The organism is Kitasatospora sp. NPDC056531 (assembly GCF_042794375.1).
Lineage (GTDB): Bacteria > Actinomycetota > Actinomycetes > Streptomycetales > Streptomycetaceae > Kitasatospora.
Map to the genome: position 1 here is coordinate 44,290 of NZ_JBHTTU010000022.1, position 22,596 is coordinate 66,885.

The window sequence follows — 22,596 nt, forward strand, 5'->3', positions numbered from 1 at the left end:
GTCCCCCTCTTCTTTTTTTCCCCTTCTCCTCCCCCCCCCCCCCCTCTTTCCCTCCTCTCCCCCCTCCCCCCCCTCTCCCCTTCCCCCCCCCCCCCCGCCCTCGGCGGTGTTCAGGGGCCGGATCAGCCGGCGTGCGGCACGACCTTGACGATCTTCACCATGGCCGGCTTGCCGTTCGGCAGCTCGTAGGTGGCCTCGTCGCCGATCTTCTTGCCGTCGATCGCGCGGCCCAGCGGGGACTGCGGCGAGTAGACGTCCCGGTCGTCGGAGCCCGCGACCTCGCGGGAGGCGAGCAGGAACTCCATCAGGTCGTCCTCGTCGCCGTCGAAGGCGACCGTGACGACCATGCCCGGGGCCACCACACCCGAGTCGGCCGGGGCCTCGCCGACCTTGGCGCGCTCCAGCAGCTGGGTCAGCTGGCGGATGCGAAGCTCGGTCTTGCCCTGCTCCTCCTTCGCCGCGTGGTAGCCGGCGTTCTCCTTGAGGTCGCCCTCCTCGCGCGCCGCCTCGATCTTCTGGGCGATCTCGATGCGCCAGGTCCCGGTCAGATGATCCAGCTCGGCCTTGAGCTGGTCGTAGCCGGCCTGAGTGAGCCAGGTCACGTTCTCGCTGGTCTGGGTCACGGGTGCTCCTCGTAGGTGCTGGGGCTGTGCTGAGGGTGTGAGTCGTCAGCAGGGTTGTCGGTGATATCGGTCGTAACTACAAAGCAACGCCCGCTCCCGTACCATCCGGTGCGGAAGGGGCGAAACCACGAGCCTAACAAGTCCTGCCGACAAGCGGGAGAGACGTTAGTGGGTCATTGACGACGGTGTTACGCCACGGTGTACAGGAACGGGGTACGGGACTTCCTACGGATGCCCGTTCTCCAGAACGAATATGCGTCCGCGTGCCGTTCCGCCTACTTCGCCGGAGTGCAGCCCAGCAGCTCGGCGGTGGTGCCGCGGGCCGTGGTGCGCAGGGTGACGGTGGCGTCGTAGCTCGACCCGGCCGCCGGGACGGGGAAGTCCGCCACCCCGACCACCGCGTGGTCGTCGCTCTGCGAGCGGACCGTACAGGTGCCCGCCGTCCCGTCGCTCTTGCTCACGGTCAGGCGCAGCTGGACCTCGGAGTCGGAGAGCACCTGGAAGGTCGGCACCGAGCCGTTGATCTTCGACTCGCGCAGCACGTACGAGCCGCCCAGCCAGGCGATCACGCCCAGGGCGAGCACGCCGCAGACCGCGCCGACCACCTTCAGGCGGCGGTCCGACTCGCTGTTGCCGCTCCGGCCGTAGCGTCCCTCGGGCAGCTGGGCGTCGGTGCTCTGTGCAGTCATCGGACTACGTCCTTTCCGGGGAGGGGTCGCGCGGGCGGTGCGGGGGAATGCGACGCTCCTCCAGTCCGTCACTATAGGAGGGACACGCCCGCGGCCGGTCCGGCGGGGGCGGGGCTCGGCAGGGCCGACCACCGGCCGGTGGCCGGCCTTGCGGTGACGCGGTCCCGAAGTGAGCGGTTCGTACGGTGGGCAGACCGGACTTCGCGGAACGCCCGAACATGTGGAAGGAACGCAAGGCGTTGACTGAGCAGTTGCGACTGATGGCGGTGCACGCCCACCCGGACGACGAGTCCAGTAAGGGCGCGGCCACCATGGCCATGTACGTCGAGCAGGGCGTGGACGTGCTCGTGGCCACCTGCACGGGGGGCGAGCGCGGGTCGGTTCTCAACCCCAAGCTCCAGGGGGACCCGTACATCGAGGAGAACATCCACGAGGTCCGGCGCAAGGAGATGGACGAGGCGCGGGCGATCCTGGGCATCAGGCAGGCCTGGCTGGGCTTCGTCGACTCCGGCCTGCCGGAGGGGGACCCACTGCCCCCGCTGCCCGAGGGCTGCTTCGCCCTGGAGGACGTCAAGGAGGCGGCCGAGCCGCTGGTCCGGCTGATCCGCGAGTTCAAGCCGCAGGTCATCACGACCTACGACGAGAACGGCGGCTACCCGCACCCGGACCACATCATGACCCACAAGATCACCATGGTGGCCTTCGACGCAGCCGGGGACCCGGACGCGTACCCCGAGGCCGGCGAGCCCTGGCAGCCGCTGAAGCTGTACTACAACCACGGCTTCCCGATGGGCCGCATCCGCGCGCTGCACCAGTACCTCACCGAGCACGGCCTCGACTCCCCGTACGGCGAGTGGATCGCGGGCTGGGAGAAGAGCGGCCGCAAGGAGCGCGAGATCACCACGCGGGTGCGCTGCGACGACTGGTTCGAGACCCGCGACCGCGCGCTGATCGCCCACGCCACCCAGATCGACCCGGACGGGCCGTGGTTCCGCGTCCCGCTGGAGGTCCAGCGCGAGGTCTGGCCCACCGAGGACTACGAGCTCGCCCGTACCCTGATCGATGTGGACCTGCCGGAGGACGACCTGTTCGCCGGCCTGCGCACCCCCACCCTGGTGGCCGAGGCCGCCGACACGCGCGACTGACCCACCCCCGACGGCCCGGCTCGCCGTGAGCCGGGCCACCATAGAGATATGAGTGCCCCCGTGAACCTCGTCCACTTCGCCGCTGACCTCGCCGTCGACGACGCCAAGGTCACCCCCGGTCTCCTCGGCTTCGTCGTCTTCGCCGCGCTCGGCGTGGCGACGTGGTTCCTGGCCAAGTCGATGAACCGGCAGTTCAAGAAGGTCGACTTCGTGGAGGAGCCGGAGGCTCCCAAGGAGTGACCCCCGCCGCGGACCGGCTTCGGCGAGGCCGGTCCGGCGGGCATCCGGTAGCGGGTGTCCGGCGCCCGGCGGTGGGTAGCCGGCGGTGGGATCGGCGCGAGCGGGGCCCGGACTGACGCGTGTCCCGGCTGACACGCGTCAGGGCCCCGATGCGGGAGGATGGGGGCATGCCGAACCGTCTCGCGGACGCGACCTCGCCCTACCTGCTGCAGCACGCCGAGAACCCGGTCGACTGGTGGCCCTGGGGCCCCGAGGCCTTCGCGGAGGCGGAGCGGCGCGGCGTGCCCGTGCTGCTGTCCGTCGGCTACGCCGCCTGCCACTGGTGCCATGTGATGGCCCATGAGAGCTTCGAGGACGCCGGGCTCGCCGGATACCTGAACGAGCGGTTCGTCGCGGTCAAGGTGGACCGGGAGGAGCGGCCCGACGTCGACGCCGTGTACATGGAGGCCGTCCAGGCGGCGACCGGGCAGGGTGGCTGGCCCATGACGGTGTTCCTCACGCCCGAGAAGGAGCCGTTCTACTTCGGCACGTACTTCCCGCCCGAGCCCCGGCACGGGATGCCGTCCTTCCGGCAGGTGCTGGAAGGCGTGGACGCCGCCTGGCGGGACCGGCGGCAGGAGGTCGGCGAGGTCGCCGGGCGGATCCGCGCCGACCTGGCCGAGCGGGCCGCCGTCTACTCGGCCGGCGCCCACCACCCGCCGGGCGAAGCCGACCTGCACCAGGCGCTGGTCGCCCTCAGCCGGGAGTTCGACCAGAACCGCGGCGGCTTCGGCGGGGCGCCCAAGTTCCCGCCGGCCATGGTGATCGAGTTCCTGCTCCGCCACCACGCCCGGACCGGCTCGACGGCGGCACTGGAGATGGCCGTCCGCACCGCGGAGGCGATGGCCCGCGGCGGCATCCACGACCAGCTCGGCGGCGGCTTCGCCCGGTACGCGGTGGACGCCGGCTGGGTGGTGCCGCACTTCGAGAAGATGTTGTACGACAACGCCCTGCTGCTGCGCACCTACCTGCACCTGTGGCGGGTCACCGGCTCCGCACTCGCCCGCCGGGTCGCGCTCTCCACCGCCGACTTCCTGCTGCGTGAACTCCGCACCCCCGAAGGTGCGTTCGCCTCCGCGCTGGACGCCGACAGCCTGGACGAGGAGACCGGCGCCACCGCCGAGGGCGTCTACTACGTGTGGGAGCCCGGCCAGTTGGTCGACCTGCTCGGCCCCGCCGACGCCGCCACCGCCGCCCGGCTGTTCACCGTCACCGCCGACGGCACCTTCGAGCACGGCACCTCCGTGCTCCAACTCCTCGCCGACCCCGAGGACTTCACCGAGTACGAGACGATCCGCGCCCGGATGTCCGAGGCCCGGGCCGCCCGCCCCGCCCCGGCCCGCGACGACAAGGTGGTCGCCGCCTGGAACGGCCTCGCCATCGCCGCGCTCGCCGAGACCGGCGCCCTGCTGGAGCGTCCCGACCTCGTCGACGCCGCCGAACGCGCCGCCGACCTGCTGCTCGCCGTCCACCTCACCCCCGACGGGCGACTGCTGCGCACCTCCCGGGACGGCCGGGCCGGCGCCAACGCGGGCGTCCTGGAGGACTACGCCGACACCGCCGAGGGCTTCCTCGCGCTGTACGCCGTCACCGGCGAGACCTCCTGGCTGCAGCTGGCCGGCGGGCTGCTCGACACCGTGCTCAAGCACTTCACCGACGAGACCTCCGGCGCGCTGTACGACACCGCCGACGACGCCGAGGAACTCATCCGCCGCCCGCAGGACCCGACCGACAACGCCACCCCCTCCGGCTGGACCGCCGCCGCCGGCGCCCTGCTGACCTACGCCGCGTACACCGGCTCCGACCGGCACCGCACCGCCGCCGAACGCGCCCTCGGCATCGTCGGCGCGCTGGCCGGGCGGGCCCCCCGGTTCATCGGCTGGGGCCTGGCCGTCGCCGAAGCCCTGCTGGACGGGCCGCGCGAGATCGCCGTCGTCGGCCCCGCCGGGGATCCGGCCACCGCGGCGCTGCGGCGGGCCGCGCTGCTCGGGACGGCGCCGGGCGCCGTCGTCGCGGTGGGGGAACCCGGGGACACCGACGTCCCGCTGCTCGCGGACCGGCCGCTGGTCGGCGGGGCGCCCGCCGCGTACGTGTGCCGGCACTTCGCCTGCGAGGCGCCGACCACGGATCCGGCGGTGCTGGGAGAGCGGCTCGGGACGGCGGTCGAGTAGACCCGGTCGGCGCGGTTGGCGGGCGGATAATCGTTGGCGGGAAAGGGCCGACCGGGGCGAGCATGGGCCATGACCTGGACCCTCAGCACTTCGCTCGACGACTTCCGTGAGCAGGCCGGTGAGTTCCTGGCCGCCCGCCCGGCCGAGAACACCGTCCTGCTCACCATCGCCCACCGACTGGCCGAGGCCGGACTCGACGTGTTCGGGGAACGCCCGCCGGTCTTCGGATGGTGGCGCGGCGAGGAAGGCGGCCCCGTCGAGGGCGCCTTCCTGCAGACGCCGCCCTTCCCGCCCCGGCTCTCCTTCATGCCGTCGGCTGCGGCCGCCGAGCTGGCGGTGCGGCTGGCCGCCGCCGGAAGCGGGTTCACCGAAGTGACCGGGATCGGCGGCGGAGCCGACGCCGTCCGCGCCTTCGGCGAGGCCTGGACGGCGGCCACCGGCACTGGTCAGTCCGTCAGGGTCAGCGAACGCCTCTACCGCCTCGACGAGTTGACCGACCCGCCGCGCCCGCCGGCCGGCCGCCACCGGCTCGCCGAACCGGCCGACCGCGAGCTGGTGATCCGCTGGCACTGCGAGTTCCTGTCCGAGGCCAAGGTCCGCCTCCCCGACGTGCCCAAGGCGGTCGACGAGAAGATCGCGAACGGCGGCCTCCACCTCTGGGAGGACGACGGCCAACCCGTCTCCGTCGCCGGCACCAGCCCGATCCTCGCCGGCATGTCCCGCATCGGCCCGGTCTACACCCCCGCCGACCGCCGCGGCCGGGGCTACGCCAGCGCCGTCACGGCGGCCGCGTCCGCACACGTGCTCGGGCTGGGGGCGGAGGAGGTGCTGCTGTACACGGACCTGTCCAACCCGACCAGCAACTCCATCTACCAGCAGATCGGGTACCGGGCGGTGGAGGACGCCATGGTGCTGGACTTCGAGGCGCGGTAGGGGAGTTGCGCGTCCTCGGTCAGGTGTCCACCGGTCACGCCGACCACCTTCGTGCCAAAGGGATCGGAGGCCGCCGTCGCGGTGGGCGGCGGCAGGTGGTCGGCGTTCAGGTACGTCTGCGCGCAGCTGATGAGGTTGCCCCCGGCCGACTTCATGTCATTGGAGAGCCCGTCCAGCAGCGTCTTCCAGGCGGTGCCGCACCCCTGCAGCGCCGCCCCGCTCTGCCAACCGGCCAGGCTCCCGGCCGCCTTGCTGCTCGGCTCCGCCAGCTTCGCGGTCTCCTCGGGGAGCTTTCCGGCCGCCGTCACCGCGTTGTTCCCGGCGGCGGTCAACTCGCCCGGCTTGACCGTGAATCCCGGATCCTGCCCCACCGAATCCCCCCTGCTGTCCGTGTCGGTTGCGGACGTTATGGTAGCTGTGAGTGTCGCGGTGGACGCAGAGCGCACAGGGGGCCTGGGGATGGATATCGCGAGCCTGCGGAACGCCAAACCGGCGGACCTCTACACGGCGGCGGACGCGTACGACGCGCTGTGCAAGGCGTTCCACCAGCACGTCAACGACTGGACGAGCGGAACCACGGACCGGGTCCACGGCTCCCAGTGGACCGGCCCGTCGGCCGACGCCGCGATTCCCGTGCTGGACGGTCTCACCACCAAGATGCGCTCGGCGATGACCGAACTCAGTTGCATCGGCAAGGACATCCGCGACTGCGCCGACACCATGACGCTCGCCCAGGGCAGGCTCACCCAGGCACTGTCCGACGCGCAGACGAAGGGCTTCACGGTCAGCGACACCGGTGCGGTGAGCTGGCCGGCGTCGACCAACCCGTACCAGGCCACCGACTGGCAGGCCAAGCAGAAGGCGGCCGCCGACGAGATCAGCAAGCAGATCGGCAAGGCGCTGTCCGACGCCACCGAGGCCGACACCAGCCTGACCGACGCGCTCAACCGGTACGCGGGCCATGCCAAGGACAAGTCGGGCCTGGACGAGAAGACGGCCGAGGCCGACGCGTACATGGAGACCTGGGCCGACGCGGCCAACCCGTGGTGGAAGAAATTCACCCCGGACAAGGACGCCAGTCCGACGGAGGTCAACTCCTGGTGGAAGGGGCTCGGGCCGCGGGGCCAGCAGTGGTGCCTCAGCCACCACCCGGAGGTGCTCGGCAACCTCGACGGCATTCCGGCGGAGGTGCGGGACCAGGTGAACCGCAAGCACCTGGAGGACCTGATGGGGCCTATCAGGGCCAAGCAGAAGCCGGGCCGGCCGCTGGAGTCCAATGAGAAGTCGGTCCTCGCCCTCTACGGGCCCATCGACGTGCGCCTCTCGGACAGCAAGGGTGACCCGCCGGTCTACCTGCTCGGTCTCGACAGTGAGGGACAGGGCCGGGCGGTCCTCTCGTACGGAAACCCGGACACCGCCACCGACATCTCCGCCTACGTGCCGGGGATCACCACCACGATGGCAAGCCTCGGGCCGGGGGAGAACGACGGTACCAACGAAGCGGAGAACGCGCTGAACCTCTACCGCGCCGCGAGCAGCAAGGCACCGGACGGCCACTCCGTCGCCTCCATCGTCTGGCTCGGGTACGACTCGCCGGGGATGGACCTTGGGGCCGCGTCGACGAAGGCGGGCAAGGACGGCGCCCCGGCCTACGCGAAGTTCCTGAGCGGTGTGAGGGCGAGCCACGAAGGCACCCAGCCTCCGCACATCACCTCGGTCGGGCACAGCTACGGTTCGTACCTGGTCGGCCAGGCCACCAAGCTCGCCACCCAGCCGGGGTCGCACTACGCGCCCCCGGACGACGTGGTCTTCATCGGCAGCCCGGGCGTCGGCGTGGACAGGGCCTCCGACCTCAAGTTGCCCTCCGGTCACGTCTGGGTCGGTGCCGCCGACAACGACGTCGTGACGCACGCCCCGTCGAAGTTCAGCCTCGACCCGGACGAGCGCTGGTACGGGCGGGACCCGTCGAGCAAGCACTTCGGCGCGAACCGCTTCACCGTCGACGACTGGAGCCGTGGCAACCCCATCGACGCGCACACCAAGTACCTGAACGGGCGCGGCGGGCCCTCACTGGACAACATTGCGGCCGTCGTCACCGGCAGCGGAGGCGTCAAACTGCAGGGCCGACGCGGGTGAAGCGGCCACGACGTGCGCTGGGCTGTTTCGTGGCGGCGGTGGTCGTGCTGGCCGCCGGGGTAGGGCTGTTCTACAACGGCTACGGTCCGATGGCTCTGAAGGACCGGGACAACACCCGACTGAGCCCGGGTGGGGCGAAGGCGCAGCTCGACGACACCTTGCAGGCGGCCATGGGGGCGATCGCCCCGCCATTGGTGTACTTCGGCGGGTTCTACGCCGTGGACCGCGGGCCGGAGCACGCCGACGGTGAGCCGAGTCTGCTGTCCGGGGTCAGGGAAGTGGTCTCGGTTCGGACGAAGGTGGCCCCCGCGAAAGTTTCGGTGCTGCTGAACCGGATGACGCTGCTTTGGGGCGGCGATTGTCGGCAGTCCGACACCACCGTAGGCAGCCTGGCGACGCACTACACCGAATTGCACTGCTCCGGGCGCGGCGACACCCTGTTCACGCTGTCGGTGGCCAGTTCCTCGGCCGACTCGACCGTGGTGGTGGACCTGATCGCGGAGGCCTTCTCGGTGCGCTACCAGCCCGAGAAGGACTACGGTGCCCCTCCGATCGGCGAGCGGCCGACCGGGCACGAGCTTGCCCCCGACGTCGACGACCCGTACTGGTCGCACTGACCGCGCCCGTCACTCCCAGTCCCACCTGATCCCCAGGATGCACGGCCGCACCGCCGTCGCCACCAGGTGCACGCACCGGTGCCCGTCGAGCGTCAGCTCCTCCGTCTCGTACGGTGCTTCGCCCGGGGAGTGCAGCGCGAAGCGGTGGCAGCGCACGGGTAACGCGGCGGGGTGGAAGGTGACCTGGAGGACGTACTGGCCGGCGCCGGAGTTGAAGCCGCGGACGTATTCGCAGCTGGGCTCCGGGGAGGGCGCGTCGTCGAAGCCGTAGCCGAGCAGGTGGGTGTCGCCGGCGCGTAGGCGGCGGTCGAGGAGGAGTTCGGTGGCGAGCAGGTGGTGGGCTTGGTCGCGGCGGATGCGGCCGGGGCGGCAGTTCTCCTCGGCGCGGACGCCGACGCGGGTGATGTCGCTGCCGGGGTCGCCTTGGTAGAGGGCGAGGTAGCGGTCGATGCCGTCGCGGTGGGCGCGTAGGACGTGTTGGGAGTCGCGGCGGGCGAGTTGGCGGTCGGGGCCGATGCGGATGCGTTCGATGTGGGTGATGGTGTGCAGGCCGGTGTCGCGGGGGCTGGCCAGGGTGGTGAGCAGGTCGTCGACGGCGGTGGGTGGGGAGATCAGGTCGCGGTACGGGCGTACGGGCGGCCCGGTCGGGGCGGGGACGGTCGCGCGGCGGGGACCGAGCAGTCGGGTGAGGGAGTGGTCGGGCAGGTCGAGGACTTCTTCCAGGGCGGCGATGGCGCGCAGTGATTCGGGGCGTTCCGGGCGGCGGCGGCCCTGCTGCCAGTAGCTGAGGCTGGTGACTCCGACGTGGACGCCGCGTAGTTCGAGGTGGCGGCGGATGCGGTGGAGGGCGAGGCCGCGGGCGGCGATGGCGGTGCGCAGGGCGAGGTGGAAGGGGCCGGTGCGCAGGGCGGCGGCGAGGTCGGCGGGGTCGCTCCGATGGATTTCGGCCTCCTGAGGGGCGGTCGCGGAACCGGGTTTTGACCGTGAATATTCACATCTGTACGCCGCTTTGTCACCGGTCCGGGCAGGTGGCGCTGCGGTTTCCCGGGCGGTGTTCACAGCCGAGCAGGCCCGTTCACACCTGAACTCGGGCCGGAGCGAACCCCGTTGACCAGCCTCGGACAACGGCCCGATGCTCATGGCGCGATCCGGACCGCGCCCCCACACTGCACTTCGCTCCGCTCGCAAGGAGGCACCACCCCCATGCCAGTTCCACGGATACGACTGCGCCGCGCGGTCTCCCTGCTCGCCCTCGGCGTGCTGGGCCCGGCACTGACCGCCGCGGTGAGCACCCCCGCGGCCGCCGCCCCCACTCAGGACCGGGCTCCGTCGCAGGTCCGCCGGGCGGCCGAGCCCGGCAGCACGGCCGATCTGGCCGGCACGTTCAAGAAGCTCAACATCTCCATGCAGCAGCAACAGCAGACCAACTGGTGCTGGGCGGCGAGCGGGAACACCATCGCCACCTGGTTCGGCTACAGCTACAGCCAGAACCAGTTCTGCAACGCCGCGTTCGGCCGCTCGATCGACTCCAGCTGCCCCAACAGCCAGGCCACGCTGGCCGATGTGCAGAACGGGCTGGACTGGGTGGGCATCACCCCTGGCTCGTACGTCACCGGCTACCTGCGCTACAGCACGGTGCAGTCGGAGGTGGACGCCAACCGGCCGATCGAGACCCGGATCCAGTGGAGTTCGGGCGGCGGGCACATGCACGTCCTGTACGGCTACGACACCGGCAACAACTGGGTCTACTGGGGCGACCCGTGGCCGTCCAACTACCGCTACAACTGGGCGGATTACTGGTACTACGTGAACAATGACACGTTCTCGTGGACCCACTCCCTGTACCGGATCGGCGCGTGAGGGGCGACCATGACCGAGCTCAGCAAGGCCCGTCGGGCCGCCGTCACCGCCCTGTTCGCCGCCGGCCTCGCGCTGGCGCCGGCCCCGGCCGCGCAGGCCGACACCCCGAGGGACGACGCCCCCGAACCGGTGCCCGCCGTCGACCTGGCCCGGGCGCGCGGCGCGGTCCAGGACCCCGCGGTGCTGGACAAGGTGGGCCACTTCTTCGCTCGTAAGGGCGTCCCGCCGACCCGGCAGCTGACCATCGGCGCCGCCGAGGAGGCGAGGGCGGCGAGCGATTCCGCGCCCCGGCTGGCCGGGGACACCGTGGCGGTCTACACCCTGGACGCCGGTTTCGTGGCCGGCACCCCGGGCGCGCCGGTGGCGAAGGCCGCGTATACGGCGAGCAAGGTGGTCGCGGCGGACGGGCAGACCGCCTCGGTCTGGACGGCCCGTCAGGGCGACGCCTGGCGGGTGGTCAACATCGCCTCCGGCGGCGACGAGAGCGACTACGCGGCGAAGGCGGCGAACAGCGGCGGTGGCACGGCCTTCCGCGAGCCGCAGGTCAACGCCTGGTACGTGCTGCGCGACGGCCGGGTGCTGCCGCTGGACGAGGAGGCGACGCGCTCGGTGGGCGCGGGCGGGGTGTCGTTGGCCGCGTACCAGCAGCTGGTGCACCAGCGGTACGGGGACAAGCTGCCCGGTTCGGCGTACGACCGGGCGGGCGAGGGCGGCGGCTACCGGGTGGACGCCGCGTCGCGGCGGGAGGCGGCGGGCAGCGGCTCGGAGCTGTCGGCCGTGACGGCGGCCGCGGCGCTGGGCGCCACCGCGCTGGTGGGCGCGGGCGCCGTGCTGCGGCGGAGGCGGAGCGGCCGCTGACACCGGGCGGGGTCCGGCCGGTCGGGCCGGGCTCCGCCCCTTCCCCGGGCGGGGTCGACTCCTCACACCCCGGCGCAGGGCTCACACCTCACACCCCCGCGAAGCCGCTCCCGAGCAGCGCGAAGGTGTGGTCGACCAGGTCCGCGATGTCCTCCCGGCCGTCGGCCGCGGCCCACTGCAGCACGGCCTCGGTGGTGGCGGCGCCGATGGCGGCGGCCGTGACCCGCATGTCGTAGGTGGGTTCCTCGACGCCGGCCCGCCGGGTGAGGACGGAGAGGTAGAGGTCCCGCGGGCTGTTGCCGGAGCGGTCGAGTCCGGCGCGCAGCGCGGGGACCTCGGTGACCAGCCGCATCCGGGTCAGCAGCTCCTGGCGTTCGTGCTGGAGCAGGGCCCGGATCAGGTCGATGATCGCCTCCCGGCAGGAGGTGAGGAAGGGCTCTTCGGCGGGGCGGGCCAGCAGGGCGGAGACCATCGCCGGGTCGTACTCGTCGGAGAGGACGAGATCCTCCTTGGTGGCGAAGTAGCGGAAGAAGGTGGACGGCGAGATCTCGGCGGCGGCGGCGATCTGCTCAACCGTGGTGTTCTCGTAGCCCTGCTCGGAGATCAGCCGGTAGGCCTCGCGCCGGATGGTCTGCCGGGTCTTCAGCTTCTTGCGCTCGCGCAGCGACAGCGGCGCCTCCAACAGGGCCTGGACCGGGTTGGTCGGGGCGTCCGGGAGGGCCGCGGTCGGCTGCTTGGGAGTCATGGCGACGATTATCGGCGATCTCCGGCGGCGACGTGTTCGGGCGCGTCCGTGGCCGCGTCGGCATCCCCGTCGGCAGGCATCCGGGCCGCGACCAGCACCGCTGAGACCACCGCGACCAGCCCGGAGACCAGCAGCACCACCGTCATCCCGTGCACGTACGCCGCGTGCGCGGAGACGCTGAGCGAAGGATGTCCGGAGGCCCGGGCGACGGCGTCGGCGGCGACCACCGACTTCCCGGCCCGGTGCGCGGCCTCGGCCGGCAGTCCACCGGTGTCCAGCGCGCCCCGGTAGGCCCCGGTGAGCAGGCTTCCGAAGGCGGCGATGCCGATCGCGCCGCCGACCTGCCGCAGGGTCTGGAGCAGTCCGGAGCCGACCCCGGCCTTGGCGGGCGGCAGGGTGACCAGGGCGGAGGCCTGGGCGGTGATCAGCGACAGGCCCATGCCGAGGCCCAGGACGGTGAGCCAGACCGCTGCCCGTCCGTACCCGTCGGTGGGGCCGGTCCGGCTGCCGAACAGCAGCGCGCCGCCGAGCAGGGCCAGGCCGAGGGTGATCACGGTACGGGCGCCGATCCGGCTGACCAGCCGGTCGGTGAGCCTGGCGGCGACCAGCAGGCCGAGCATCATCGGCATCAGCCGCAGTCCGGAGCCGAGGGCGTCCGTGCCGAGCACGCTCTGGAAGTAGAGGGGCAGCACGAAGAAGGCGCCGAACAGGACGAGCGAGATCAGGGTCGCCGCGACGGCGGACCAGCGGAAGGTGCGGTCGGCGAGCAGGGCGAGGTCGAGCATCGGGTCGCGCCGGCGGCGGCTGCGCAGCACCAGCGCGGTGAGCAGGAACACCGCGCCGACCAGGGTGGTGACCACTACGGGGTCGCCCCAGCCGGCGTCGGCGCCCTGGATGATGCCGTAGGTGAGCGTGCTCAGTCCGGCGGCGGCGAGCGCGGCGCCGGGCAGGTCCATCCGGGGCGCGGCGGGGTTGCGGCTCTCGGGCAGCAGCAGGACGCAGGCGACGATGCCGATCGCGGTCAGCGGGACGTTGATCGCGAAGACCGAGCCCCACCAGAAGTGCTGCAGCAGGAAGCCGCCGATGAGCGGTCCGAGCGGGGCGCCGGCGGCGAGCGAGGCGGCCAGGACGGCGGTGGCCCGGCGCTGTTCGGCGGCGGGGAAGAGCCCGGGGATGACCGCCATCGACATCGGCATGACGAGTGCGCCGGCCAGTCCCATTCCGGCGCGGGCGGCGGTCAGGGCGCCGGGGGAGTCGGCGAGCATGCCGACGACGGAGGCGAGTGCGAACAGGGCGAGGCCGGTGGTGAGGGCGCGGCGGCGGCCGTACCTGTCGCCGAGCAGTCCGGCCGGGAGCATCGCGGCGGCGAACACCACGGTGTAGGCGTCGACGATCCACTGCTGCTGCCCGGTGCCGGCCTGTAACTGCGAGGCCAGGGTGGGCAGGGCGACGTTGAGGATCGTCATGTCGAAGCTGATCACCAGGACGCTGAGGGCGACGGCGACCAGGGCGAGCCAGCGGCGGGGGTCGGCGACCCCGGCGGTGGTGGCGGAAGCGGGCGGAGCGGCGGGCACGGTGACCTCCAGAGCCATCAGAAGGGGAGTCACTTTCAAATGACAGTAACTCTCAAAAGAGGTCGACCGTCAACATGATTCCGCACCGCAGTCAGGTAGTCGTATGGGCGCGGTGAGTGACGTGTCCTGGAAGTGCTGCTTCCGCACAAGGAATTGACGCAACGTTGATCTGTCGTTCGCCGCCCGGAGGCGGCACCGGGTGACTGTCGGTAGATATCATGTGGCAATCGGTCAGTGCTGACCGAGGCGTGCCGAGAAGCGGAGAAGGGGTGGGGCGGCAGGAGCCGACCACGAGCCCGGCGCCGGGAAAGGGGAAGCCGAAGTGGCCGACAGTGACGACAGGCAGGCGAGTGCCCAGGTGTGGGGCGCGGCCGTGGTGGTGGGCTCCGCGCTGGCCGTGGTCGCGGCCTATCTGATCAACGGCGCTGCGCTGGTCCTCGGGGTCGCCGGGGCCGAGGTGCTGCTGCTCATGGTGTACGTCGCGAGCCGCTGGCGCGCCCTGCACCAGCAGGCCTCCCCGGCCGGACACCGCCCGCGGCGCGGCACCCCGGACGCGGCGCACTGCGAGCGCTGCCGCCGGGCGCGCGAGGCGCTGGACGCGCGGGAGGCGCGCGGGCGGGGCGCGAAGGCCGCCCGCGCCGCGCGCCGGGAGTCCGCGCCGCAGTCGGTCGAGCCCGCGCAGTCCCGGCAGCCGGAGTCCGGCGCCGCCGACCAGTCGCCGTACCCGCACCGCCCGCAGGGCCGGGCCCCGTACGAGCGGCCCTGGACGGCGGAACGGGCGGCCGCCCGGTCCGTGGACCGTGCGACCGCCCGTCGGAACGCGCCGGGTTCAGCCGGCCGTGCTGTACGCCACCAGTGAGACGCCGACGTACTGCACGATGAAGGCTCCGAGGGTGAAGGCGTGGAACACCTCGTGGAAGCCGAACCAGCGCGGTGAGGGGTCGGGCCGCTTGAGCCCGTACACCACGCCGCCGATGCTGTAGAGCACCCCGCCGACGATCATCAGCACCAGGACGGCGACCCCGCCGGTGCGCAGGAAGTCCGGCAGGAAGAACGCGGCGGCCCAGCCCAGCGCTATGTACACCGGCGTGTACAGCCAGCGCGGCGCGCCGACCCAGAACACCCGGAAGGCGACCCCGGCGAGCGCCCCGCCCCAGACCGCCCAGAGCAGCACCTGCTGGCTGTTGCCCTTGAGCAGCAGGATCGTGAACGGCGTGTAGGTGCCCGCGATGATCAGGAAGATGTTCGCGTGGTCCAGCCGGCGGAGGACGGCGTCCCCGCGCGGGCCCCAGTTGAAGCGGTGGTAGACCGCGCTGACTCCGAACAGCATCCAGGCGCTGACCGAGTAGATCGCGCAGGCGATCTTGGCGGGTGTGGAGCCGGCCAGGCAGATCAGCACGATCCCGGCGGCGACCGTGGCGGGGAACATCCCGGCGTGCAGCCAGCCGCGCCACTTCGGCTTGCCCTCCCTGTTCTCGTCAGGGCCCTCCGGGAGGCGCTCGGCGAGCGCGGCAGCAGTCATGCGCAGCATGCTACCCGCTACCTACGCATCCGTAGGTTACTGGCGCGTAATGAAGTGGCGATCATCACTCTTAGACGTTTTGGAGTATTTGGAGTGTGGCGCCGCGCACTCCGGCCCGGGTGTGAACGACCTGCTACTGGCCGGTAATCGTACTTACTGTAGTAAAAGATGCGTCAATTTCGCCGCTGCGCCGCATTCAGGCCCGAAGGCCGGGGCTACGCTGCAAACACCCTCAGACCCCCGCAACGCCGCCTCCTCGCCGAGTCGGCGTGAAACGGAGCGATCGTGTCGTACGAGATCTCTGCTCTCAGCGCATCCGCGCCCACCCGCCACAAGCAGCTGCTCGCTTGGGTGAGCGAGATCGCCGAGCTCACCCAGCCGGCCCGCATCGAGTGGTGCGACGGCTCCGACGAGGAGTACCAGCGCCTCGCGGACCTGCTGGTGGCTCAGGGCACCTTCAAGAAGCTCAACGAGGAGAAGCGCCCCAACTCCTACTACGCCGCCTCGGACCCGTCCGACGTGGCGCGTGTGGAGGACCGCACCTTCATCTGCTCCGAGCAGGAGAAGGACGCCGGGCCGACCAACCACTGGAAGGCCCCCGCCGAGATGCGTGAGGTCTTCCAGGGCGAGCAGGGCCTGTTCCGCGGTGCGATGAAGGGCCGCACGATGTACGTCGTGCCCTTCTCGATGGGCCCGGTCGGCTCCCCGCTGGCCGCGTACGGCGTCGAGATCACCGACTCGGCCTACGTCGCGGTGTCGATGCGCGTGATGACCCGCATGGGTCAGGCCGTGCTCGACCAGCTCGGCGAGGACGGGGACTTCGTCAAGGCCGTGCACACCGTCGGCGCCCCGCTGACCGAGGGCCAGGCGGACGTGCCGTGGCCGTGCAACAGCACCAAGTACATCTCGCACTTCCCGGAGACCAAGGAGATCTGGTCCTTCGGCTCCGGCTACGGCGGCAACGCCCTGCTCGGCAAGAAGTGCTACGCGCTGCGCATCGCCTCGACCATGGCCCGCGACGAGGGCTGGCTGGCCGAGCACATGCTGATCCTGAAGCTCACCCCGCCGGCCGGCTCCACGGGCGAGGCGGAGCCGAAGTACGTCGCGGCCGCCTTCCCGTCGGCCTGCGGCAAGACCAACCTGGCCATGCTCCAGCCGACCGTCCCGGGCTGGAAGGTCGAGACGATCGGCGACGACATCGCCTGGATGCGCTTCGGCGAGGACGGCCGCCTGTACGCCATCAACCCCGAGGCCGGCTTCTTCGGCGTCGCCCCCGGCACCGGCGTGGACACCAACGCCAACGCCATCGACACCCTCTGGGGCAACACCGTCTTCACCAACGTCGCCCTCACCGACGACGGCGACGTGTGGTGGGAGGGCCTGACCGAGGAGCCCCCGGCGCACCTGATCGACTGGCGCGGCAACGACTGGACCCCCGAGTCCGGCACCCCCGCCGCCCACCCGAACGCCCGCTTCGCCGTCCCGGCCGCCCAGTGCCCGACCATCGCCCCGGAGTGGGAGGACCAGGCGGGCGTGCCGATCTCGGCGATCCTGTTCGGCGGCCGCCGCGCCACCGCCGTCCCGCTGGTGACCGAGTCCTTCGACTGGCAGCACGGCGTCTTCCTCGGCGCCAACATCGCCTCCGAGAAGACCGCCGCCGCCGAGGGCACCGTCGGCGAGCTGCGCCGCGACCCGTTCGCGATGCTGCCGTTCTGCGGCTACAACATGGGCGACTACTTCGCCCACTGGCTGAAGGTCGGCGCCCAGGCGGACGCCGCCAAGCTGCCGAAGATCTACTACGTGAACTGGTTCCGCAAGAACGCCGAGGGCAAGTTCGTCTGGCCCGGCTACGGCGAGAACAGCCGCGTGCTCAAGTGGATCGTCGAGCGGCTGGAGGGCACGGCCGAGGGCGTCGAGACCCCGATCGGCGTGCTGCCGACGGTCGACGGCTTCGACCTCGGTGACCTGAAGCTGTCCGAGGAGGACCTCGACCTGCTCTTCACCGTGGACGCCGACATCTGGCGCCAGGAGGCCGCGCTGGTGCCGGCCCACCTGGAGCTGTTCGGCGACCACACCCCGAAGGAGCTGTGGGACGAGTACCGGAGCCTGGTCGCGCGCCTCGGCTGAGCCTGAGCCTCAACCGAGCGAGAGGTGGGCGCGCGGCACGAACCGCGCGCCCGCCGAGTGACAGGACGGCCGGAGTTCCGCCGGGCGGTCTTTCCCCGACCAAGGAGACCGCCCGGGCCGGGACTCCGGCCGTAGTGTTTTTCCCCGGCCGTGGGGCCTACGGCTGGGTGTAGCCGCTGAGGAAGTCCCCGATCCTGGTCACCGCGTCGGTGATCTCCTCCGCCCGGGGCAGCGTGACCAGCCGGAAGTGGTCCGGCTCGGGCCAGTTGAAGCCGGTGCCCTGGACCAGCAGGATCCGCTGGGAGCGCAGCAGGTCCAGCACCATCTGGGCGTCGTCCTTGATCTTGTAGACCTTCGGGTCCAGCCGGGGGAAGGCGTACAGCGCGCCCTTGGGCTTGACGCAGCTGACGCCCGGGATCTGGTTCAGCAGCTCGTACGCGGCGTCGCGGGAGGCCAGCAGCCGGCCGCCGGGCAGCACCAGGTCGCGGATCGACTGCCGGCCGCCGAGCGCGGCGGCCACCGCGTGCTGGGCGGGCATGTTGGCGCACAGCCGCATCGAGGCCAGTACGGTCAGGCCCTCGACGTAGCTGTGGGCGCGGTTGCGGTCGCCGGAGAGCACCATCCAGCCGGAGCGGAAGCCCGCGACCCGGTAGGCCTTGGACAGCCCGTTGAAGGTGACGCAGAAGAGGTCCGGGGCCAGGGTGGCCAGCGGGACGTGCTCGGCGTCGTCGTAGAGGATCTTGTCGTAGATCTCGTCCGCGTAGACCACCAGCTGGTGCCGGCGGGCGATCTCGACGATGCCCTCCAGCACCTCGCGCGGGTAGACCGCGCCGGTCGGGTTGTTCGGGTTGATCACCACGATGGCCCGGGTCCGGTCGGTGACCTTGGCCTCGATGTCGGCGAGGTCCGGGTACCACTCGGCCTGCTCGTCGCAGCGGTAGTGCACGGCGGTACCGCCGGCCAGCGAGACCGAGGCGGTCCACAGCGGGTAGTCCGGCGCCGGGACGAGCACCTCGTCGCCGTCGTCCAGCAGCGCGGTCATGGCCAGCTGGATCAGCTCGGAGACGCCGTTGCCGAGGAAGACGTCGTCCACCGAGAGCCCGTGCAGGCCGCGGTCCTCGTAGTGCATGACCACCGCGCGGCGGGCCGAGAGCAGGCCCTTGGAATCGCCGTACCCGTGCGCGTTGGAGAGGTTGCGCAGGATGTCCTGGAGGATCTCCGGGGGCGCCTCGAAGCCGAAGGTGGCCGGGTTGCCGGTGTTGAGCTTGAGGATGCGGTGGCCCTGTTCCTCCAGCCGCATCGCCTCGTCGAGCACCGGGCCGCGGATGTCGTAACAGACATTGGCGAGCTTCGTGGACTGGATGACCTGCATGACTGCTTACTTTAGGGGCATGCCGGGGCCCCGTGCCGGGTGTCCCGAGGACGGGTGAGAACGTCCGGAGTAGCCCCCTTGGATCGACAGGCAGGGGCGTCCGGCCGCCTTCCAAACCGGTGGTCGAATGTCCGGAATGCTCACGTATGCGAGGAAGGTGGGCTCGATCCTGTTCGGAACGAGACGGACGGCACACCCCGGACGGGGGAGGATGTGGCCGGTGCGTCGGATCGAGGAGGGGGTGTGCCGGTGGTACCGGTCGTGGTCGCGGCGGTGCTGGTCGGTCTCCTGGCGGCCCCGCCGCTGCGCGGGCTGATCGCCTACTTCGCCGTGCCGGAGGGCGAACCCTGGTGCGGGGTCTGCCCGTTGTGCGGGCGAGCGGTGCGGCTGCTGCCGCCGACCGGGCGCTGCCCGGGCTGCCGGGGCCGGCTGGGCGCCGGTGCCGGGGTCGTGGAGGCGGTCGCGGCGGCGGTCGCGGTCGCGGTGGCGTACGCGGCGGACGGCCCGCAGGCGATGGCCCTGGGCTGGGCGGGCGCGCTCGGCGTGGCGCTCGGCTTCGTGGACGGGCGGGTGCACCGACTGCCGCACCGGCTGAACCTGGCGCTGCTCGCCGGGGTGGCCGTGCTGTTGGCGACGGCGGCCCTGGTCGAGGGGCGCCCCGGGGTGCTGCTGCGCTGCCTGCTGGTCGCGCTGACCGTCGGGGCACTGCTCGAACTCGCCGTCTGGGCGGGTGGGTTGGGCCACGGTGACTCCCCGCTCGGGTTCACCCTGGGCGGGCTGCTCGGCTGGTACGGCTGGTGGGTCGCGCTCGGCGGGCTGGTCGTCGCGGTGGTGCTCGCCGGGCTCTGGGCCACCCTGCGGGCCGCCGCCGCGCTGGCCCGCCGTCGAACGGTGCGCGGGCTCGACGTCCCGGTGGGACCGTTCCTGCTGCTCGGCGCCCTCGTCGCGGTGCTGGCGAGATAGCGGTCCTGGTGGGACGGCGGTACCGGCCTGATGGCGGACGGGGCCCGCCGTGCCGGAGTCGGTACGGCGGACCCCGCCGTCGGCGCGCGAGCCCCACCCTCAAGGAGCGGCGCGCCGAGAGGGGTTACGTCCCTGAAGGCCTCGTCCCCGATCGCCTCACGGCATCTTGTGGACGAACGGGCCGACCGTGTTGGAGAAGGCGTTCCCGTTGTTGGCGTCCCAGTTGGTGGACCAGGTCATCGCGCCCCGGATGGTGGGCCACTTGGCCGGCGGCACGAAGCTGCCGCAGTTGTTGCCGGTGGCCAGGCAGTTGAGCGCGTTGTTCACCACCGACGGGTCGACGTAGCCGCCGCCGGCGGCCTTGCCGGAGGCGGGGACGCCGATGCCGACCTGGTCGGGCCGCAGGCCGCCCTGGATGTGGGTGCAGACCTGGGAGGTGATGAAGTCGATCGTGCCCTGGTTGTAGACCTTGCCGTCGCAGCCGTTCATGCCGCCCGAGTTGTAGAACTGGGTGTTGACGACGGTCAGGATGTCCTTGGTGTTCAGCGCCAGCTGGAAGTAGGCGCCGGAGGTGCTGTACATCCCGATGGTCTCGGGGGCCATGGTCAGCACGAAGCCGGGGCCGACCTTGGCCTGCAGGGCGTGCAGCGCGTCGCCGAGCGGGCCGGCCTGGACGCCGTTCTCCAGGTCGACGTCGATGCCGTCGAAGCCGTAGTCCTTGATGATCGCGTACGCGCTGTCGGCGAAGTCGGCCCCGGCGGTGGCGTCGCCGACGGTGATCGCGCCGTTCTGGCCGCCGATGGAGAGGACGACCTTCTTGCCCGCAGCCTGCTTGGCCTTGATGTCGGCGCGGAACTGGGCATCGGTGTAGCCGCCGAGCGCCTTGGACAGGCCCGGGTCCAGGGTGAAGCTGATCGCGCCGGTCCGGGTCGGCACGGCGTCGGCGAAGGAGACCGCGATGATGTCGTACGCGTTCTGCACGTCGCCCAGCCGCTGCGGGGTCGAGCCGTTGTCGAAGTTCTGCCAGTAGCCGGTGACCACGTGGGCGGGCAGGCCGGTGGCCGGCGGGGTGGTCGGCGTGGCGGTGGCGGTCGGGGTGGCCGTGGGCGTCGGGGTCGCCGTCTGGGTGGGTGTCGCGGTGGGGGTGGCGGTCGGCGTCTGGGTGGGGGTGGCCGTCGGCGACGGGGTGGAGGTGCCGCCCGGGCCGACCAGCGCGACGTCGTCCGCGAGGTAGGCGCCCTGCCCGTACCAGCCGTGCAGGTAGACCGTGACGCTGGTGGCGTTCGCCCCGGTGGTGAAGGTGGTGGACAGCTGGTTCCAGCTGTTCTGGTTCGACCAGGTGGACGGGTCGGTGCCGCCGGTGCCGCGCGCGCCGAGGTAGACGTACGGGCCCTGCACCCAGGCGCTCAGTGTGTAGCTGGTGTTGGGCAGCACGCTGATGGTCTGGGTGCACTCGGCCGTGTCGCCCGCGCCCGGGGTGGCCTGCAGCGCGCCGGTGCCGGAGTGGACCGGCGAGGACACGGCGGTCGCGGCGCCGGCGCAGGACCAGCCGCCCAGCCCGTTCTCGAAGCCGCCGTTGGTGACCAGGTTGCCGACCGCCGCGCCGGCGCCCCCGGCGAAGAGGGCGAGCCCCCCGCCGGCCAGGGCGAGGGCGGTGGCACCGGCCGCGACGGCCGGGAGGGGACTGCGCCGGCGCTTGTGGGCGTGCTGGTTCAGCGTACGGGCCATGGGGTGACGCTCCTGGTGGAGGAGCGGCCGCCGCGGTGGGGGGCGCGGCGGCCGCGTGTGGGGGAGGGCAGGTTCGGTGTGAGCCTTGTGGGACGCGGGAGTTCGCTGTCGTCCCGGGTCAAAAGCTGGACTAGACCATTGCCGGTCGTCAAGCATCGGACCGTCGGCTTACGGATTCTTTAAGGATTCGGAGACCGTTCCGTGTCCACGCCGGGTCGGGCCCGGCGGAGCCCGGGACACGCGCGCCGCGACAGACTTCGTACAGGACCGTGACCAGACCGCTACCTGGGGCTTTCCCGTGCGCCAGCGCGCGGGAGTAGGCTGCGCCGGTGCGGTGACGCACCAGCTGAACGAGCACGGAGGGGCCGGGAAACATGGGTCTGCGCGATGTCGCCGAACGGACGCCGGGGCTGCGCACCCTGCTGGGCGGGATGTACCGGCTCTACGGCCGCCGGGTCGAGGTCCACCTCGGCCGCACCCCGCACCACATCGGCGTGATCCTGGACGGCAACCGCCGCTGGGCCAAGGCCGCCGGCGGCTCCACCGCGTACGGCCACCAGCGCGGCGCCGACAAGATCAGCGAGTTCCTCGGCTGGTGCGACGAGACCCACGTCAAGGTCGTCACCCTGTGGATGCTCTCCACCGACAACCTGGACCGCCCGGCCGACGAACTGGTCCCGCTGCTCGGCATCATCGAGGACGCCGTCACCGGCCTGGCCGCCGCCCGCCGCTGGCGGGTCAACCCGGTCGGCGCGCTGGACCTGCTCCCGCAGCACACCGCCGACGTGCTCAAGCGCGCCGCCGAGCAGACCGCCGCGATCGACGGCATCACCGTCAACGTCGCGGTCGGCTACGGCGGCCGGCACGAGATCGCCGACGCCGTCCGTTCGCTGCTCCAGGAGCACGCCGGACGCGGCACCTCGATCGAGGAACTGGCCGAGATCCTGACCGTCGAGCACATCGCCGAGCACCTCTACACCCGCAACCAGCCCGACCCGGACCTGATCATCCGCACGTCGGGCGAGCAGCGCCTGTCCGGCTTCCTGCTCTGGCAGAGCGCCCACAGCGAGTTCTACTTCTGCGAGGCCTACTGGCCGGCCTTCCGCAAGGTCGACTTCCTGCGCGCCCTGCGCGCGTTCGAGCAACGGCACCGGCGACTGGGTCTGTGACGCGGTGAAGTGACCGCCGTAGGGCTTGCCTACCCGGGCTCCGCGTGAGGCCAAACGTTCACCGGCAATGATCCGTCAGTTCGCC

21 protein-coding genes are annotated in these 22,596 nt (G+C 71.8%); 12 read left to right on the forward strand and 9 right to left on the reverse strand.

Going from position 1 to position 22,596, the window contains the following annotated elements:
* Nucleotides 1–122 precede the first annotated feature (122 nt).
* Nucleotides 123–623, reverse strand: a complete 501-nt coding sequence (greA, locus tag ACFQ87_RS20215) for a transcription elongation factor GreA (protein ID WP_380612143.1) — start codon at nt 621–623, stop codon at nt 123–125.
* Nucleotides 624–898: 275 nt separating this feature from the next.
* Nucleotides 899–1,312, reverse strand: a complete 414-nt coding sequence (locus tag ACFQ87_RS20220) for a DUF4307 domain-containing protein (protein ID WP_380612144.1) — start codon at nt 1,310–1,312, stop codon at nt 899–901.
* A gap of 239 nt (nt 1,313–1,551) precedes the next feature.
* On the opposite strand from ACFQ87_RS20220, the gene mca reads away from it, so the two are divergent.
* The 4 genes from mca (at nt 1,552) to ACFQ87_RS20240 (ending at nt 5,840) form a co-directional block, all read left to right on the forward strand.
* Nucleotides 1,552–2,457, forward strand: coding sequence for a mycothiol conjugate amidase Mca (mca, locus tag ACFQ87_RS20225; protein WP_380612145.1), 906 nt, complete (start codon nt 1,552–1,554; stop codon nt 2,455–2,457).
* A gap of 48 nt (nt 2,458–2,505) precedes the next feature.
* Complete coding sequence (locus tag ACFQ87_RS20230) at nt 2,506–2,697, forward strand: hypothetical protein (RefSeq protein WP_380612146.1); 192 nt, start codon at nt 2,506–2,508, stop codon at nt 2,695–2,697.
* Between the two features lie 167 nt (nt 2,698–2,864).
* Nucleotides 2,865–4,907, forward strand: a complete 2,043-nt coding sequence (locus ACFQ87_RS20235) for a thioredoxin domain-containing protein (protein WP_380612147.1) — start codon at nt 2,865–2,867, stop codon at nt 4,905–4,907.
* A 69-nt stretch (nt 4,908–4,976) separates the two neighbouring features.
* The gene (locus tag ACFQ87_RS20240; protein ID WP_380612148.1) at nt 4,977–5,840 is read left to right on the forward strand and encodes a GNAT family N-acetyltransferase; all 864 of its coding nucleotides are present in this window, start codon (nt 4,977–4,979) and stop codon (nt 5,838–5,840) included.
* Here the strand turns inward: ACFQ87_RS20240 and ACFQ87_RS20245 are convergent.
* Entirely contained in the window at nt 5,777–6,211 is a 435-nt protein-coding gene (locus tag ACFQ87_RS20245) for a hypothetical protein (protein WP_380612149.1), read from the reverse strand. The genes ACFQ87_RS20240 and ACFQ87_RS20245 overlap by 64 nt on opposite strands.
* A gap of 88 nt (nt 6,212–6,299) precedes the next feature.
* Here ACFQ87_RS20245 and ACFQ87_RS20250 point away from each other — a divergent pair, with 88 nt between their 5' ends.
* The gene (locus ACFQ87_RS20250) at nt 6,300–7,976 is read left to right on the forward strand and encodes an alpha/beta hydrolase (protein WP_380612150.1); all 1,677 of its coding nucleotides are present in this window, start codon (nt 6,300–6,302) and stop codon (nt 7,974–7,976) included.
* 29 nt (nt 7,977–8,005) lie between these two features.
* A complete protein-coding gene (locus ACFQ87_RS20255) occupies nt 8,006–8,593 on the forward strand; it encodes a hypothetical protein (RefSeq protein WP_380612151.1) in 588 nt (195 codons plus the stop codon).
* A gap of 9 nt (nt 8,594–8,602) precedes the next feature.
* On the opposite strand, the gene ACFQ87_RS20260 is transcribed toward ACFQ87_RS20255, so the two are convergent.
* A complete protein-coding gene (locus ACFQ87_RS20260; protein ID WP_380612205.1) occupies nt 8,603–9,535 on the reverse strand; it encodes a hypothetical protein in 933 nt (310 codons plus the stop codon).
* 261 nt (nt 9,536–9,796) lie between these two features.
* On the opposite strand from ACFQ87_RS20260, the gene ACFQ87_RS20265 reads away from it, so the two are divergent.
* Together ACFQ87_RS20265 and ACFQ87_RS20270 are read left to right on the forward strand one after the other, a co-directional pair.
* On the forward strand, nt 9,797–10,453 hold the full coding sequence (locus ACFQ87_RS20265) for a papain-like cysteine protease family protein (protein ID WP_380612152.1): 657 nt from the start codon (nt 9,797–9,799) through the stop codon (nt 10,451–10,453).
* 9 nt (nt 10,454–10,462) lie between these two features.
* Nucleotides 10,463–11,311, forward strand: a complete 849-nt coding sequence (locus ACFQ87_RS20270) for a hypothetical protein (protein ID WP_380612153.1) — start codon at nt 10,463–10,465, stop codon at nt 11,309–11,311.
* Between the two features lie 88 nt (nt 11,312–11,399).
* Here the strand turns inward: ACFQ87_RS20270 and ACFQ87_RS20275 are convergent, their stop codons facing one another.
* Both ACFQ87_RS20275 and ACFQ87_RS20280 read right to left on the reverse strand, forming a co-directional pair.
* Nucleotides 11,400–12,056 carry a TetR family transcriptional regulator gene (locus tag ACFQ87_RS20275; RefSeq protein WP_380612154.1) on the reverse strand — a complete coding sequence of 219 codons (657 nt, stop codon included), beginning with the start codon at nt 12,054–12,056 and terminating at the stop codon, nt 11,400–11,402.
* 8 nt (nt 12,057–12,064) lie between these two features.
* The gene (locus tag ACFQ87_RS20280) at nt 12,065–13,663 is read right to left on the reverse strand and encodes an MFS transporter (RefSeq protein WP_380612155.1); all 1,599 of its coding nucleotides are present in this window, start codon (nt 13,661–13,663) and stop codon (nt 12,065–12,067) included.
* 289 nt (nt 13,664–13,952) lie between these two features.
* Between ACFQ87_RS20280 and ACFQ87_RS20285 the strand changes: the two genes are divergently transcribed.
* A complete protein-coding gene (locus ACFQ87_RS20285) occupies nt 13,953–14,489 on the forward strand; it encodes a hypothetical protein (protein WP_380612156.1) in 537 nt (178 codons plus the stop codon).
* On the opposite strand, the gene ACFQ87_RS20290 is transcribed toward ACFQ87_RS20285, so the two are convergent.
* Entirely contained in the window at nt 14,460–15,152 is a 693-nt protein-coding gene (locus ACFQ87_RS20290; protein WP_380612157.1) for a hemolysin III family protein, read from the reverse strand. The genes ACFQ87_RS20285 and ACFQ87_RS20290 overlap by 30 nt on opposite strands.
* Before the next feature lie 285 nt (nt 15,153–15,437).
* Here ACFQ87_RS20290 and ACFQ87_RS20295 point away from each other — a divergent pair, with 285 nt between their 5' ends.
* The gene (locus ACFQ87_RS20295) at nt 15,438–17,279 is read left to right on the forward strand and encodes a phosphoenolpyruvate carboxykinase (GTP) (protein ID WP_380612158.1); all 1,842 of its coding nucleotides are present in this window, start codon (nt 15,438–15,440) and stop codon (nt 17,277–17,279) included.
* Between the two features lie 157 nt (nt 17,280–17,436).
* On the opposite strand, the gene ACFQ87_RS20300 is transcribed toward ACFQ87_RS20295, so the two are convergent.
* A complete protein-coding gene (locus ACFQ87_RS20300; protein ID WP_380612159.1) occupies nt 17,437–18,651 on the reverse strand; it encodes a pyridoxal phosphate-dependent aminotransferase in 1,215 nt (404 codons plus the stop codon).
* 243 nt (nt 18,652–18,894) lie between these two features.
* Here ACFQ87_RS20300 and ACFQ87_RS20305 point away from each other — a divergent pair, with 243 nt between their 5' ends.
* A complete protein-coding gene (locus ACFQ87_RS20305; RefSeq protein WP_380612160.1) occupies nt 18,895–19,614 on the forward strand; it encodes a prepilin peptidase in 720 nt (239 codons plus the stop codon).
* Between the two features lie 156 nt (nt 19,615–19,770).
* Here ACFQ87_RS20305 and ACFQ87_RS20310 read toward each other — a convergent pair whose 3' ends face one another.
* Nucleotides 19,771–21,342, reverse strand: a complete 1,572-nt coding sequence (locus ACFQ87_RS20310) for a chitinase (RefSeq protein ID WP_380612161.1) — start codon at nt 21,340–21,342, stop codon at nt 19,771–19,773.
* 374 nt (nt 21,343–21,716) lie between these two features.
* Between ACFQ87_RS20310 and ACFQ87_RS20315 the strand changes: the two genes are divergently transcribed.
* Nucleotides 21,717–22,511 (forward strand): isoprenyl transferase, encoded by a 795-nt coding sequence (locus ACFQ87_RS20315; RefSeq protein ID WP_380612162.1) that lies wholly within the window; start codon nt 21,717–21,719, stop codon nt 22,509–22,511.
* Nucleotides 22,512–22,596 lie beyond the last annotated feature (85 nt).